At 68.6% G+C, this 14,351-nt stretch carries 14 protein-coding genes; 7 read left to right on the forward strand and 7 right to left on the reverse strand.

Annotated features, from left to right (window positions below):
* On the forward strand, nt 1-707 hold a 707-nt coding region (locus tag DSP71_RS10735), incomplete at its 5' end, for an ABC transporter ATP-binding protein (protein WP_147251292.1).
* Here DSP71_RS10735 and DSP71_RS10740 read toward each other — a convergent pair.
* Nucleotides 685-3,219 carry an RNA helicase gene (locus tag DSP71_RS10740; protein WP_113681089.1) on the reverse strand — a complete coding sequence of 845 codons (2,535 nt, stop codon included), beginning with the start codon at nt 3,217-3,219 and terminating at the stop codon, nt 685-687. The two genes, DSP71_RS10735 and DSP71_RS10740, sit on opposite strands and share 23 nt — an antisense overlap.
* 169 nt (nt 3,220-3,388) lie before the next feature.
* Here DSP71_RS10740 and putP point away from each other — a divergent pair, with 169 nt between their 5' ends.
* Nucleotides 3,389-4,900 (forward strand): sodium/proline symporter PutP, encoded by a 1,512-nt coding sequence (gene putP, locus DSP71_RS10745; RefSeq protein WP_113681085.1) that lies wholly within the window; start codon nt 3,389-3,391, stop codon nt 4,898-4,900.
* On the opposite strand, the gene deoD is transcribed toward putP, so the two are convergent.
* The 6 genes from deoD to DSP71_RS10775 all read right to left on the reverse strand — a co-directional run bounded on the left by deoD (nt 4,897) and on the right by DSP71_RS10775 (nt 9,068).
* Nucleotides 4,897-5,607 carry a purine-nucleoside phosphorylase gene (gene deoD / locus DSP71_RS10750; RefSeq protein WP_061018067.1) on the reverse strand — a complete coding sequence of 237 codons (711 nt, stop codon included), beginning with the start codon at nt 5,605-5,607 and terminating at the stop codon, nt 4,897-4,899. The genes putP and deoD overlap by 4 nt on opposite strands.
* A 19-nt stretch (nt 5,608-5,626) precedes the next feature.
* Nucleotides 5,627-6,145, reverse strand: coding sequence for a hypothetical protein (locus DSP71_RS10755; protein WP_058632026.1), 519 nt, complete (start codon nt 6,143-6,145; stop codon nt 5,627-5,629).
* On the reverse strand, nt 6,142-6,765 hold the full coding sequence (locus tag DSP71_RS10760; RefSeq protein WP_061018069.1) for an ATP/GTP-binding protein: 624 nt from the start codon (nt 6,763-6,765) through the stop codon (nt 6,142-6,144). The genes DSP71_RS10755 and DSP71_RS10760 overlap by 4 nt, the downstream gene beginning before the upstream one ends.
* Nucleotides 6,762-7,133, reverse strand: coding sequence for a hypothetical protein (locus DSP71_RS10765; protein WP_113681086.1), 372 nt, complete (start codon nt 7,131-7,133; stop codon nt 6,762-6,764). The genes DSP71_RS10760 and DSP71_RS10765 overlap by 4 nt, the downstream gene beginning before the upstream one ends.
* A gap of 153 nt (nt 7,134-7,286) precedes the next feature.
* Nucleotides 7,287-7,946, reverse strand: coding sequence for a DNA alkylation repair protein (locus DSP71_RS10770; RefSeq protein ID WP_113681090.1), 660 nt, complete (start codon nt 7,944-7,946; stop codon nt 7,287-7,289).
* Between the two features lie 84 nt (nt 7,947-8,030).
* The gene (locus DSP71_RS10775) at nt 8,031-9,068 is read right to left on the reverse strand and encodes an aromatic acid exporter family protein (protein ID WP_046746884.1); all 1,038 of its coding nucleotides are present in this window, start codon (nt 9,066-9,068) and stop codon (nt 8,031-8,033) included.
* Between the two features lie 184 nt (nt 9,069-9,252).
* Here DSP71_RS10775 and DSP71_RS10780 point away from each other — a divergent pair, with 184 nt between their 5' ends.
* The 5 genes from DSP71_RS10780 to DSP71_RS10800 form a co-directional block, all read left to right on the forward strand.
* Nucleotides 9,253-9,708 carry an SRPBCC family protein gene (locus tag DSP71_RS10780; protein WP_058632067.1) on the forward strand — a complete coding sequence of 152 codons (456 nt, stop codon included), beginning with the start codon at nt 9,253-9,255 and terminating at the stop codon, nt 9,706-9,708.
* Between the two features lie 136 nt (nt 9,709-9,844).
* Complete coding sequence (locus DSP71_RS22245) at nt 9,845-10,423, forward strand: TetR/AcrR family transcriptional regulator (protein WP_052748621.1); 579 nt, start codon at nt 9,845-9,847, stop codon at nt 10,421-10,423.
* A 182-nt stretch (nt 10,424-10,605) separates the two neighbouring features.
* Nucleotides 10,606-11,922, forward strand: coding sequence for a cytosine permease (locus tag DSP71_RS10790; RefSeq protein WP_257022223.1), 1,317 nt, complete (start codon nt 10,606-10,608; stop codon nt 11,920-11,922).
* Nucleotides 11,919-13,067, forward strand: a complete 1,149-nt coding sequence (locus tag DSP71_RS10795) for a DUF917 domain-containing protein (RefSeq protein ID WP_113681088.1) — start codon at nt 11,919-11,921, stop codon at nt 13,065-13,067. The genes DSP71_RS10790 and DSP71_RS10795 overlap by 4 nt, the downstream gene beginning before the upstream one ends.
* On the forward strand, nt 13,067-14,351 hold a 1,285-nt coding region (locus DSP71_RS10800; RefSeq protein WP_147251293.1), incomplete at its 3' end, for a hydantoinase/oxoprolinase N-terminal domain-containing protein. The genes DSP71_RS10795 and DSP71_RS10800, both read left to right, overlap by 1 nt.

Raw genomic sequence — 14,351 nt, forward strand, 5'->3', positions numbered from 1 at the left:
AGCGCCCGATCGCACTGGCCGATGGCCCCGTCGGAGTGCGCTTCGAAAAGGTGTCGTTCTCCTACGACGACAGGACCGACGTGCTCGGAGGGTGGTCGATGGACGTCGATCCGGGGGAGCACGTCGGTCTCGCCGGGCCGTCCGGAGCGGGCAAGAGCACGGTCATCGCGCTCGCCGCCCGCCTGTGGGACCCCTCAGCCGGCACCGTCGCGCTCGTCGACGCGGCAGGCGTCGCCTATCCGCTCGGCCGCATCCGCGACGACGAGCTGCGCCGTGTCGTGGCAGTGGTGGAGCAGGACGCCCGTCTCTTCCACGGCACGGTCCGAGAGAACCTGGTGCGCGGAGCGGCCCCCCGCACCGACGAGCAGCTGCTCGAAGCCCTCACAGCGGTGGGGGCCGATGACTGGATCACCCTCGATGATGAGCTCGGTGAGCACGGTGCCCGGCTGTCGGGAGGTCAGCGCGCCCGGCTGGCCCTGGCACGGGCACTGTGTCGTGCGCCGCGGGTGCTCATCGTCGACGAGATCACCGCGAGCCTGGACGCCGAGTCAGAGCGCATCATCTCCGACGTGCTCGCACGGTTCGACGGGACCGTGATCGCCGCCTCCCACCGACGCGAGACGCTGGCGAGGTTCGGCAGGGTCGTCGGTGTGGAGAGGGTGGGGGCAGTGGTCGGGCCTGCGCCTACAGCCGGTCCACTCCGGTGACGGTGACAACGGCCTCGCCCGCCTCGTCGGAGTCGGCGAGATCGATCGTCGCGGAGATGCCCCAGTCGTGGTCCCCGGCCGGGTCGTCGAAGATCTGGCGCGCCGTCCAGACGGTCGGCCCCTCGGTGAGGATCAGCAGCTTCGAGCTGCGTGCATCCGCTCCGGTGAGGATCTCGTCGTGGTCGGCGAAGTATCCGTCGAGCGCGTCCGACCACGCGTCGGCGCCGAACCCCGGATCGAGCTCGGCCAGCGCGTTCACGTCTTCCCTCGCGGCGAGCTGCACCCGGCGGAACAGTTCGTTGCGCACCAGGATGCGGAAGGCGCGGATGTTGCTCGTCAGGCGCTTGGGTGCGGGAGGGACGATCGGCTCGTCCGGTCGATGCGGATCGAAACGTCCGTTGTCCACCCCGGCCATCAGCTCCTCCCATTCGTCGAGCAGGCTGGAGTCGACCTGACGGACGAGTTCTCCGAGCCACTCGATGAGGTCGCGGAGGTCTTCGTCCTTGAGTTCCTCCGGGATGGTCTGCGAGGCCGCGCGGTAGGCGTCGGAGAGGTAGCGCAGCACGACGCCCTCGGAGCGCGCGATCTTGTAGTAGGCGACATATTCCCCGAACGACATGGCCCGCTCGTACATGTCGCGCACGACCGACTTCGGGTGCAGCTCGAAGTCGCGGATCCAGGGCTGAGCGGCGCTGAACGTCTCGAAGGCCGCGGTCAGCAGCTCGTCGAGCGGCTTCGGGTACGTGATCTGCTCGAGCAGCTCCATGCGCTCGTCGTACTCGATGCCCTCCGACTTCATGGCCGCGACCGCCTCGCCGCGTGCCAGGAACTCCTGCTGGCTCAGCACGGCGCGAGGATCGTCGAGCGTCGACTCCACGATCGAGATCATGTCGAGCGCGTAGGAGCCCGTACCCGTGCCGGCGGCGGGATCGGGGTCGAGCAGTTCGAAGGCCGCGAGGGCGAACGGCGACAGCGGCTGGTTGAGTGCGAAGTTCGGCTGCAGGTCGACCGTGAGGCGGATGTCGCCATCCGGCGTCTTCTCGACGATGCCCGACTCCCGGAGCGTGCGGTAGATGCCGATGGCCCTGAGCGCGAGCTCGCGCTGACGCTTCCGCGGTTCGTGGTTGTCGTATACCAGCGCGCGCATATTGGCGAACACGTCGCCGCCGCGGGCGATCACGTTCAGCATCATGGCGCTCGTGATCTGCATGTGGGAGGTCAGGGTCTCCGGCACGGCGTCGATGAGCTTGCGGAACGAGGGCTCGCCCCACGACACGAAGCCGTCGGGTGCCTTCTTGCGCACGATCTTGCGCTTCTTCTTCGGGTCGTCGCCGGCCTTCTTCACCGCCGCGACGTTCTCGCTCTCGTGCTCGGGAGCCTGGGCCACCACCGTGCCGGCGGTGTCGTATCCCGCACGACCAGCGCGGCCGGCGATCTGATGGAACTCGCGGGCGTTCAACTGCCGCATCCGCGTACCGTCGAACTTCGTGAGGGCGGTGAGCAGCACCGTGCGGATCGGCACATTGATCCCGACGCCGAGAGTGTCGGTGCCGCAGATCACGCGCAGCAGACCGCGCTGCGCCAGCTGTTCGACGAGGCGCCGGTACTTCGGCAGCATGCCAGCGTGGTGCACGCCGATGCCCGCACGCAGGAACCGCGAGAGCGTCTTCCCGAACGCGGTCGTGAACCGGAACTCGGCGATCAGGGCGGCGATCTCGTCGCGCTGCTCGCGGGTGGCCACCTTGGTGCTCGACAGTGCCTGGGCGCGTTCCATCGCTGCGGCCTGCGAGAAGTGCACGACGTAGATCGGCGCCTGCCCGGTGTTCAACAGGTCGTCGATCGTCTCGTGGATCGGAGTCGTCTCGTAGAAGAAGTGCAGGGGGACCGGGCGCTCCACTCCCGTCACGGTGGCCGTCTCACGGCCGGTGCGCCGCGTGAGGTCGGCGGCGAGCTCGGTCACATCGCCGAGGGTCGCCGACATCAGGATGAACTGCGCCTGCGGCAGCTCGAGCAACGGCACCTGCCACGCCCATCCGCGGTCGGGGTCGGCGTAGAAGTGGAACTCGTCCATCACGACCTGCCCGACGTCGGCGTCGGTGCCCTGGCGCAGCGAGAGGTTCGCGAGGATCTCCGCCGTGCAGCAGATGATGGGGGCGTCGGCGTTCACCGAGGAGTCGCCCGTGACCATTCCCACGTTCTCGGCGCCGAACACGTCGACCAGGGAGAAGAACTTCTCGCTCACGAGCGCCTTGATCGGTGCCGTGTAGTAGCTGCGACGCCCGGCCACGAGTGCGCTGAAGTGCGCACCGATCGCCACCAGCGACTTCCCGGTGCCGGTCGGCGTCGACAGGATCAGGTTGTTGCCGGACACGATCTCGATGACCGCCTCGTCCTGCGCGGGATACAGACTGATGCCCGTCGATTCCGCCCATTCGACGAACGCCAGATAGACGGCGTCCGGGTCCGCGGCGTCCGGAACGAGGGCGGGGTCGAGCCGCGGAGGGGTAGTCATGATCCCTCGATCATCCCATCCGCCGATGAGTGCCTGATGCGGCGCGAGGTCAGACCTTGCCGACCGCGCCGAAGTCACGCCGCGCCGAGGCGCCTCGGTGTGCGCGAGGCCGCGCTTGACATCATCGAACGACGACAACCGGAGGTTGCACCGCCCAGGGGGGACGACGATGCCCGACCAGATCTTCACCTTCGCCGCACTCGCGCTGTACTTCGCAGCGATGCTGCTCATCGGCTGGATCGCCTTCCGGCGAACCGGCGATCACGAGGACTACATGCTCGGCGGACGCAATCTCCCGCCGTGGGTGGCCGCGCTCAGCGCCGGTGCCTCCGACATGTCCGGCTGGCTCGTGATGGGGCTACCCGGTGCGATCTACGTCTCCGGTCTCATCGAGGCGTGGATCGCGATCGGCCTCACCATCGGCGCCTACCTGAACTGGCTGCTCGTGGCTCCTCGGCTTCGTGCCTACACGCAGGTGTCGCGCAACTCCATCACGGTGCCGAGCTTCTTCGAGAATCGGCTGCGCGACACGACGCGACTGCTCCGCGTGGTCTCGGGTGTCGTCATCCTCGTGTTCTTCACCCTCTACATCTCGTCGGGCATGGTCGCCGGCGGCGTCTTCTTCGAGAGCTCGTTCAACGGCGACTATCTGACCGGCATGCTGCTGGTCACGGGAGTCACCCTCGCATACACGCTGTTCGGCGGCTTCCTCGGTGCATCACTGACCGACGTCGTGCAGGGGCTCATGATGGTGGTCGCCCTCGTGGTGATCCCGGTCGCGGCGATCGTGGCGATCGGAGGGCTGGCCGAGACGGGCGAGCTGATCAACGAGGTCGCGCCCGACCATCTGTCCCTGCTCTCGGGCACTGCGCTCACCGGCGGCACGATCCTCGCCATCGTGTCCTCCCTCGCGTGGGGACTCGGGTACTTCGGGCAGCCGCACATCATCGTGCGGTTCATGGCACTGCGCTCGCCGCAGGAGGCGAAGAGCGCTCGACGCATCGGCATCTCCTGGATGATCGTCTCCCTCGGCGGCGCGGTGCTGTCGGGCCTGGTCGGCATCGCCTACATCGCCAAGACGGGCGTCGACCTCGCCAACCCCGAGACCGTGGTGCTGCTGATGTCGCAGACGCTGCTGCATCCGTTCGTCGCTGGCCTCGTGCTCGCCGCGGTACTCGCCGCGATCATGAGCACGATTTCCAGTCAGCTCATCGTCTGCTCCTCGGCGCTCGTCGAGGACCTGTACGGGGTGTTCCGCCGGACGCCGCCCTCGCAGAAGACGCTCATGCTGATGGGGCGGCTCGGGGTGCTCGGCGTCGCGATCGTCGCAGCGGTCCTGGCGATCACCCCGAACGACACGATCCTCGGCCTCGTCTCGTTCGCCTGGGCCGGATTCGGCGCCGCGTTCGGGCCGGTCATCCTGCTCAGCCTCTACTGGCGCAAGCTCACCAACTGGGGTGCGCTGGCGGGGATGTTCGTCGGAGCCGCGACGGTGTTCATCTGGAAGGCGCTCGACACCGGGCTCTACGAGCTTCTTCCCGCGTTCGTGTTCGCGATGCTCGCGGCGGTCGTCGTGAGCCTGCTCACATACCGGCACGACGAGGAGATCCAGCAGGAGTTCACCGACACCGGCGCGATGGTGGCGCTGCCGCGTCCGCACGCGGTCGGCGACACCCCCTAGCGGGTCGCGGCGCGCAGCGCGATGCGGATCATGTCGCCGAAGGTCTGCTCGCGCTCCTGCGCGGTGGTCTCCTCGCCCGTGATGATGTGGTCGCTGACGGTGCAGATGGCGAGGGCGCGCCGACCGTGGTACGCCGCGAGCGTGTAGAGCCCGGCGGCCTCCATCTCGACACCGAGGATGCCGTGCTGCACGAACGGCTCCGTGAGTTCGGGGCGCGTGCTGTAGAACTGGTCGCTCGAGAACAGCTGCCCCACGTGCACCGTCGACTCGAGCGGTTCGGCCTCACTCGCCTCGACAGCGGCACGCAGCAGCGAGAAGTCGGCCACGGGTGCGTAGTCGAGTCCGTGGAAGCGCACGCGGTTGATGCCGGAGTCGGTGCTGGCGCCGTTCGCGATGATGATGTCGCGGATCTTCACCCGCTCGGTCAGGGCGCCGCACGAACCGACTCGCACGATCGTCTGCACGTCGTAGGAGTCGAACAACTCGTTCGCATAGATAGCCATCGACGGCTGGCCCATGCCCGAGCCCTGCACCGAGACGCGGTGCCCCTCCCAGGTGCCGGTGAAACCCAGCATCCCGCGCGTCTCGGAGTACAGCTCTGCATCGTCGAGGAACGTCTCGGCGATCCACTTCGCCCGCAGCGGGTCGCCGGGGAACAAGACGATGGGGGCGATCTGACCGGGCTCTGCGGCGATGTGCGTGCTCATGGCCTCAGCGTAGCCAGCCTCACCCCGGTGCGCCGGCGAGCCCCAGTGCGGTGATGAGCTCGTATGCAGCCGAACGGGCCTGCACGATCACGGTCCCGACCTGCACGCCCTTCGCCGAGACCGAGAGGAGCAGCTGGCCGTAGGGGGCGAGGATGAAGCTGAGCAGCGACAGCTGACTCTGCCCGATCGACACCGAGACGACGGCGGAGAGGCTCGGCTCCGTTCCGCGCGAGATGATCTCGGCCTCGGCCCTGGCGACGGCGAAGAGCGAACCGTTCATGGCGGCCAGGCGGTCTCCGGTCTCGGCGAGGGTGCCGACGGAGGCGATGTGCAGGCCGTCGGCGGTCGAGAGGACGGCTGTGGTCAGTTCGGGGAATCGCTCCTCGAGATGACGCAGCCGGGTGAGCGCGGCCTGGCTCACGACGCCCGACCAGAGCGCCCAGTTCGCCGCGAGATCCGGATGCATGAGCACGCCGTCCTGCGTCGGCCCCGACTCGCCGGTCGACGCGGGGTCGTCCGCTCGGATGGGGACGTTCATGACTCTCCTCCCGGGAGGTCGAGGGCCGCGCACGCCACCCGCATGACGCTCTCGCGGTCGCGCGCGTCGGCGGCGAGCACGCGAGTGAGGGGTATCCGATACCTTTCGAGGCTCGCACCGAGCGTCCGGCGCACCTCGTCGAGGGCTTCGGCGGCCACATGCGTGACCGCGATCACCGTCCGCTCGTGGTCGCCGGTGAGACGCGCGAGCCACTCGTCGGCGTCCGCAGAGATGCTCCCGCGGTCTGCACGCAGCCACAGCAGCATGCGGGTGTCGGAGGCGGAGACGCTCTGCCGGGCATGGGCGAAGCGGTCCTGGCCGGGAACGCCGATGAGCGCGACCGAAATCTCGTCCGTGGGCTTCCACGTGCCGTAGTCGAGCCCCACCGTGGTCGTCGTCTTGTCCGTATCGCCGTACTCCGCTGAGCCGGCCGAGATCGGGACATCGGTATCCACGGTGACGACATCGCTCAACGCGCGGACCGCCGTGGTCTTCCCGGCACCGACCGGCCCGGCGAAGACGAGGCGGAACCTCGTCGGCAGATTCCGACGTCGTCGGCGCACGCGTGTGGCCGCCGGTTCTGCGGCGGTGTCGACGGTCGAGGCTTCGGAGCCGGTCAAGCGTTCAGCGCCACCACGTGGCGGTTGACGGCGGACCGGAGCAGGGCGATGTTCGTCGCCTGGCGGTCGGCGGCGAGGTAGATGAACGTGTCGTCGTCGATCATCTTGAGCAGGTGCAGCTGCGTGTCGAGCGTCAGCAGCATGTCCTCGAGTGCGGCCTCGAGGCGGAGCGCTTCGATCGTCTTCCGCTTGCTCTTCACCATCTCGCTGTTGTACGCGCTGGCGACATCGAGGTCGAAGTCCGGCCGGACCGAGTTCGACGCGAGCGGCAGACCCGATTCGACGTCCACCACGGAGGCTCCGATGAACCCGTTGATGTCGTTCGCGATGTCGGCGATGAGTGCGTTCAGTTGATCTTGCGTGGCCATGATGAGGCATCCCCAGTTCCGTCGTCGCGCAGGTGACCGCACCGTGCGGCCACCCCCAGTGCGCAGACGAACGGATAAAGTGTATAACGTTACCGACTGTGCTGCGCGACGGTGGTCGGACACGCCTGGCGAGGAGTGATCGCCCGGGGAGGCTCAGCCCTCGCGGCGGCGCACGATCTCATCGATCCAGAGCGGGGCGAACGGTGAGGTGCAGCCGGGCGCGGTCGGGTAGTCGGCGAGCACCTGCAGGCGCTCGCCGATCTCCCGCGCTCTGGCGCGATGCTCGGGGTGGAAGATCCCGATGTTGGCGAGGGTCTCGTTCATGGCCCATTGCAGGCGTGACGGCGCCGTCGCCAGATCCCGCTCGATCAGATCGAGCAGCTGCGAAAGGTCCAACCCCTCCGCGTCCTTCATCACGCGCACGGTCGTGAGCGACCACGCGGCGGCGGCCACTGTCGGGTCGGGGTCGTCGAACCAGCGCAGTCGCAGCTCCTCGGCGAGTGGAGTCTTCTTGGCGACGTAGTTGACGAACCAGTCGTTGACCTTGGGGGCGCGGGTCTCGCGCAGCATGGCGTCGAGCTGGTCGGCGCCGAAATCCCTGGGGCGACAGATCAGGAGGGCGAGCAGCCGCGCAGGTGTCTCGCCCGTGGCCCACAGATCTTCGGCGAGGTGCTGATCCGTCTTGATGCGCTTCGCCAGGGCGCGCAGTCGGCTGAGGTTGATGCCGTGGTCGTCCCCGCGCTTCTCGTTGGCTGCGCGCACCTTCGGGTCATCCAGCGCGGCCAGTTCCCCGAGCGCTTCGACGGTGTTCATCTTCCCAGCGTAGGCCGGTTCGAATCGCGCGGATGGTTCGATTCCGGCGCCGGATACCACCCCGTTGCGCGATTCGAAGACCGCTCAGTCCTCGTCGACCAGCTCGCCGCGGATGCGACGGAGGTCTTCCATGAGCGACCCGATCAGGATCCAGTGCTGTGATGACGGCGGACGGATCACCAGGGGAGCGGTGAGGGCGGGGATCGCCGACGTCATGTCGTCCGGCTCCGGAAGCGCCTCCGCGATCTGCACGGCGAGACGCACGTCGTGGCCGGCTCGCCGCAGCTGCTCGGCGATCGCCGTGACCGCCGGCTCCTCGCCGATCGTGTCGTCGTAGTGGTCGAAGTACGCGCGGGTCATGCCGATGGTCTGCGTGACGATGGGGGAGAGCCGGTCGAGCAGTGCCCGCAGCTCGCGCAGGTCGGCGCGGTGGGTCGAGCGCCGCGGGTTCAGGGTGAGCGACTCCTCTCCCGCGGCGATCGCGGCTTCCGCCGCCTCCTTCATCGGACGCAGCAGTCGCACCTCCAGCATCAGCTCCTGCAGTCTCGCGGGCGTCTGCGGTTCGGGCAGCGCGTCGGCCAGGCGGTCGAGGCTCGCGGCGAGCTCGCGGCCCAGCAGGCCCACATCCCGGCGGGCGGGTGCGACCAGCACCGGTGGCACGATGAGTGCGTTCACGACGATGCCGATCACCACGCCGATCAGCGTCTCCACGATGCGGGCGAATGCGTACTCCGGGCTGGAGGACCCCAGAGCCAGCACCAGCATCGCGGAGATCGCGACCTGGTTCCCTGTGCCTGGAGACGCGCGGAAGATCCAGGCCACCAGCATGGCGACGACGATCGCGAGCAGCACGATCCAGCTCGGCGACCCCAGCAGCAGACCCAGCGCCACGGCGATCACGACACCCGCGATCACCCCGATGCTGCGCTCGAGCGCCTTCGACAGCGACTGGTTCACACTGGGCTGCACGACCAGGAGGGCGGCGATCGCGGCGAAGACGGGCAGTTGCGCCGGGAAAACCCATCCGGCGATGAGCCAGGCGGCGATGGTCGCGGCTGCCGACTTCACGACCTGCAGCAGCGGAGAGCGCTGTGAGGCACGGATCGCGGCGGGAATGCGCATGACCTCAACGCTAGTCGTGTCGGTCGGTGCGTCGGGGAGCGCCGCTACGGGGCCGGATGAGGGTCGCCGATCGCGCGTCGACCGGAATGTCGGGGAACCGGCGGCGGATGTCAACCCCGTCGCCGATCCCCGCGATCTGCGGCTGAATGGGATCACACGAACGACGAACAGTGAGGAGCATCCCATGGTGCAGATCATCGAGACCATCGACGTCGACGTTCCCGTCCGCACGGCCTACAACCAGTGGACGCAGTTCGAGAGCTTCCCGAAGTTCCTCGACGAGGTCGAATCGATCACCCAGATCGACGACACGCACACCCACTGGAAGGTGAAGGTCGGTGGCGCGACTCGCGAGTTCGACGCCGAGATCACCGAGCAGCACCCGGACGAGCGTGTCGCGTGGAAGAGCACGGGAGGCGAGACCGAGCACGCGGGCGTGGTGACGTTCCACACGCTCACCGACGCCTCGACGCGGGTCACGGTGCAGCTCGACTGGGAACCTGAGGGACTGCTCGAGAAGCTGGGCTCGCTGGTCGGCGTGGGGGGACACGCCGTGAAGAAGGACCTCGAGAACTTCAAGGAGTTCATCGAGGGCCGCGGAGTCGAGACCGGTTCATGGCGCGGCGACGTGGAAGCCTGACCGGAGATCAGATGCAGAGAAGGCCCGACGGCTCAGCCGTCGGGCCTTCTCCATGTCGGAGGATGTCGGGCTCGGTCTTGCGAACCAGGAGGTGCGGGGTTACGCTCTGCCTAACTAATAGTCGTTAGGCACTCACATGACCAGAGCAACGATCCTCGCGGAAGCACGCACGATCTTCGCGCGCCAGGGCTACGCGGAGACGAGCCTGCGCGAGATCGCCGAGGCCGTCGGGATCAAGACCCCCTCGCTCTACGCGCACTTCCCGAGCAAGGAGGCGCTGTACGCGGAGGTGTACGCCGCGGTCTCGGTCGAGCACACCGCCTTCTTCGACGAGCTGGTGCGCAGCAGCAGCACCCTCGAGCCGCTCGCTCGTCTGCAGCACCTGCTGGGCGGGATCGAGGCGTACTACCGCGACCGTCCCGACCTCGCGGAGTTCAGCCTCAGGGCCGCGGTCTCCGAGTACGGGCCCGGTGGCGAGCAGCTGCGTCAGATCTTCCTCGACTCGGAGTCGACCCTGGCTGCAGCAGTGCGCGAGACCTACGACGACGGCGTCTCGGCTGGGGCCTTCGTCCCCGGCGATGCCGACGGCTTCACCGCGCTGGTGTTCGTCGTCATGGACGGCCTGTTCCTGCAACTCACCCATTACACGCCGGAGATCTACCGCGAGCGCTTCGACCAGGCCTGGCGACACCTCTCCACGATCCTCTCCCGATGAACCCTGCCGCACAGATGCGGTGACCCTCGACGATCGCCGGCAGGGAGCCACGAGCTCCCTCCGGCACCGCGTCACCCGGCCGCACCGCGAACCGACCCCCGACCCGCCCTGCGAGGCGTCCGCACTCCGGGAACCCGAATCCCCGCCGACGCACTCGCAGGGCCACATCCCAAGGAATGATGATGACCACCACCGACTACGAGCACGGCGTCGTGCCCCAGGACCAGCGCAAGAGCTGGCTGTCGATCGCCACCGTGTGGATCGCGATCGGCATCGACCTCTCCGGAGCGTTCCTCGGCGTCTCGCTCGCATCCGGAATGGCCTTCTGGCCGGCGATCGCCGCGACGATGCTCGGTTCGCTCCTGCTCGGTCTGCTCGCGATGGCATGCGCGTACGTCGGCGCAGCCACCGGACTCTCCACCGCGATGATCTCGCGCGCCGTGTTCGGCCGGGTCGGTGGTGCGATCCTCGCCCTGGCGATCGCCATCAGCCTCGTCGGCTGGTACGCCGTGCAGGCGGGCTTCTTCGGCGCCAACGCGCAGATCGCCTTCGCCGAGTTCACCGGCATCGATGTGCCCGTGCAGGTGTTCACGGCGATCGGCGGCGTGCTGATGGCCATCACCGCGTTCTGGGGCTACCGCTCGATCAACCGCCTCAGCACCCTCGCCGTGCCGTTGCTGCTCCTGCTCCTCATCGTCGGCGTCATCGTCGCATTCACCGTGAACGGTGCGGCGGGGCTCGATGCTCCGGTCGAGGCGACGTTCACGTTCGGCGGTGCGGTCTCGCTCGTCATGGGCATCTTCATCCTGGGCGTCGTGCTCGCCCCCGACATGGCGCGCTGGGCCAAGACCCCGAGACAGGCCATGATCGCCGGCTTCGTCGGCTTCTTCTTCGGCAACTCGATCATCCTGGTCGTCGCGATCCTGCTCGCCCGCATCATGGACGGCACCGAGCTGATGGCGATCTTCTTCGCGCTCGGCCTCGGTGGCGTCGCGGTGATCGTGCTGATCCTGGCGCAGTGGACAACGAACACGACCAACCTCTACTCGGCGGGTCTCTCGTTCGCGTCGATCAGCGAGCGGCTGAGCCGACGCACCGTGACCGTCGTGCTCGGCGTGATCGGCATCGTCGTCGGCGTGATCGGGGCCGCCGACTACTTCGTGCAGTTCATCCTCGTCATCGGCACCATCATCGCCCCCTACGGCGGCGTGTACCTGGCATCGTTCTTCACGGGCCGCAAGACGGTGCGCTGGGCCCATGGCGCCACCGTGCCGATGGTCGACGGCTGGTCGATCGCCGCCTGGGTGGTCGGCATCTTCGTGGCGGTCGCGACCACGAACCCGGCGGACGGACCCGGCTTCGGATGGTTCACCCTCACGTCGATCTCGGCCCTCGACGGACTGCTCGTCGGCTTCGTCGCGTACCTCGTGCTGCTTCCGCTTCGCCGCCGCGTCGCTCCCGATGCGCCGGCTCCGGCCCCGGACGAGGTGATCGCATGAGCGCTGTCGTCACGACGCCCATGATCACCGAGGCCGACATCGACGAGATCGCGCTCGGTGCCGCCGTGCTCGGCACCGGTGGCGGAGGAGACCCGCACGTGGGATCGCTCATGGCCAAGCGGTTGATCCGCCTGCACGGACCCGTACGACTGCTCGCGGTCGATGAGCTGACCGACGACGACTTCGTCATCCCGATCGGAGGCATCGGCGCGCCATCGGTGAGCGTGGAGCGCATCCAGGCCGAGTCCGAGCTCAGGGCGGCGCTGGACGCCATCGAACGCGCGGTCGGTCGCACGCCCACGGCCGTGATGCCCATCGAGGTCGGCGGAGGCAACTCGATGATCCCGATCGCCGCGGCCGCCCTCGCCGGGCTGCCGGTGGTCGACGGCGACGCCATGGGTCGTGCCTTCCCCGAGGCGCAGATGGTCACCTTCCACCTGGCCGGCTATGGACCCGGGACGACAGTGCTCGTCGACCATCACGGCAACGAAGTGGTCAGCCGTCCTGTCGACGGTGCATGGTCGGAGCGCATCGCGCGGTCCGTCACCGTCGAGATGGGCGGAGGGGCGACCATGATCGACTACGCGTACGGCGGCGACGTGGTGCGCGAGTGCGCGATCCCTGGCACGCTCGGGCTGGCCCAGCGCATCGGTCGTATCCTGCGCGGACGGGATACGGCCGGCAGGGAGCTGCGCGACGACGAGCGCATCGACGCCCTGTGTGCCGACCTCGACGCCGTGCGGCTGTTCGACGGGAAGGTCGCCGACCTGCAGCGCGCCGTCGACGGCGGCTTCACCCGCGGTGCGGCTGAGCTCGTCGGTGTCGGCGACGACCGGGGGAGCGCGTTCCGGCTCGACTTCCAGAACGAGATGCTGCTCGGACGGAGGGACGGTGTGCTGGCTGCCGTCACTCCCGACCTGATCGCGGTGCTCGACCTGGCCACGGGCATGCCGATCACGACCGAGTCCCTGCGCTACGGCGCCCGGGTCGCGGTCATCGCGATCCCCAGTCACGAGAAGTGGCGCACGCCGATCGGTCTGGAGACAGCGGGACCCGCTCACTTCGGCTACGACGTGCAGTGGGTTCCGGTGGAGGACATCGCACAGCGGTCCGCTGCGCGCACGACGGACGGGGAGGTCGCGTGATGGCCGGCAGGTATCGCATCGGCATCGACGTCGGTGGCACGAACACCGACGCCGTGATCCTCGACGAGCGTCTAGAGGTGGTGGCCTCGGTCAAGCGTCCGACGACGGCCGATACGGGCGATGGCGTGGCTGCTGCGATCGACGCCGTGCTGGCGGCCTCGGGTGTCGACGCCGCGCTCATCGGCCATGCGATGCTCGGGACGACGCACTGCACCAACGCGATCGTCGAACGGCGCGGTCTCGGCCGCGTCGGCATCCTCCGCCTCGGGGCACCGGCCACCACGGCTGTCCCTCCCCTGGAGGGGTGGCCGGACGATCTGCGGGCGGCGATCGGCGAGCACGTCCACCTGCTGGCCGGCGGATTCGAGGTCGACGGCCGCGTGCTCTCCCCTGTCGACGAGGAGGCGGTGCGCGCAGCCTGTCGGAAGATGCGCGGCGAGGTCGACGCGGTCGCCGTCGTCGGCGTGTTCTCCCCCATCGATGAGAGCCAGGAGGAACGCGTCGCCACGGTCGTGGTCGAGGAGCTCGGCGTCCCGGTCTCGCGGTCGGCACGGATCGGCTCGCTCGGGTTGCTCGAGCGCGAGAACGCGACCGTGCTGAATGCCGCGCTGATGCAGACGCTCCGGCAGATGGCCGCGGGCTTCGTCGCGGCTCTGCGGGACCGGGGCATCCCTGCCACGCCGTACTTCGGCCAGAACGACGGCACTCTCATGCAGCTCGAGTACGCGCTCGAGTTCCCCGTGCTCACCATCGGCTGCGGGCCCACGAACTCCATCCGCGGAGCCGCGCACCTCTCGGGTGCCACCGACGCCCTCGTGGTGGACATCGGCGGTACGACGACCGACATCGGCGTTCTCGTCGACGGGTTCCCCCGCCAGTCGGCGCACGCGGTCGAGATCGGCGGCATCCGCACGAACTTCCGCATGCCGGATGTGCTCTCGGTCGGCCTCGGCGGCGGCACGATCATCCGTGAGACCCCGGCGGGTGCCACAGTCGGTCCGGACAGCGTCGGCTATCGGCTCCCGCAGGAGGGACTCGCCTTCGGTGGCTCCACGCTCACGGCGACTGACGTCGCCTTGGCGGTCGGCGGGGCTGCGATCGACGGCATCGACGCGCCCGTCGTCCCCGCAACGGTAGGAGCGGCGGCCTGGAGCGCGATGCGGGCGATCCTGGAGGACTCGATCGACCGGATGAAGCCGAATGCCGCCCCCGTCCCGGTGATCCTGGTCGGCGGTGGGGGGATCATCGCCCCGACCGTGCTCGACGGCGTCGCCGAGCTGATCC

This window comes from Microbacterium sp. H6 (genome assembly GCF_003314775.1).
Lineage (GTDB): Bacteria > Actinomycetota > Actinomycetes > Actinomycetales > Microbacteriaceae > Microbacterium > Microbacterium oxydans.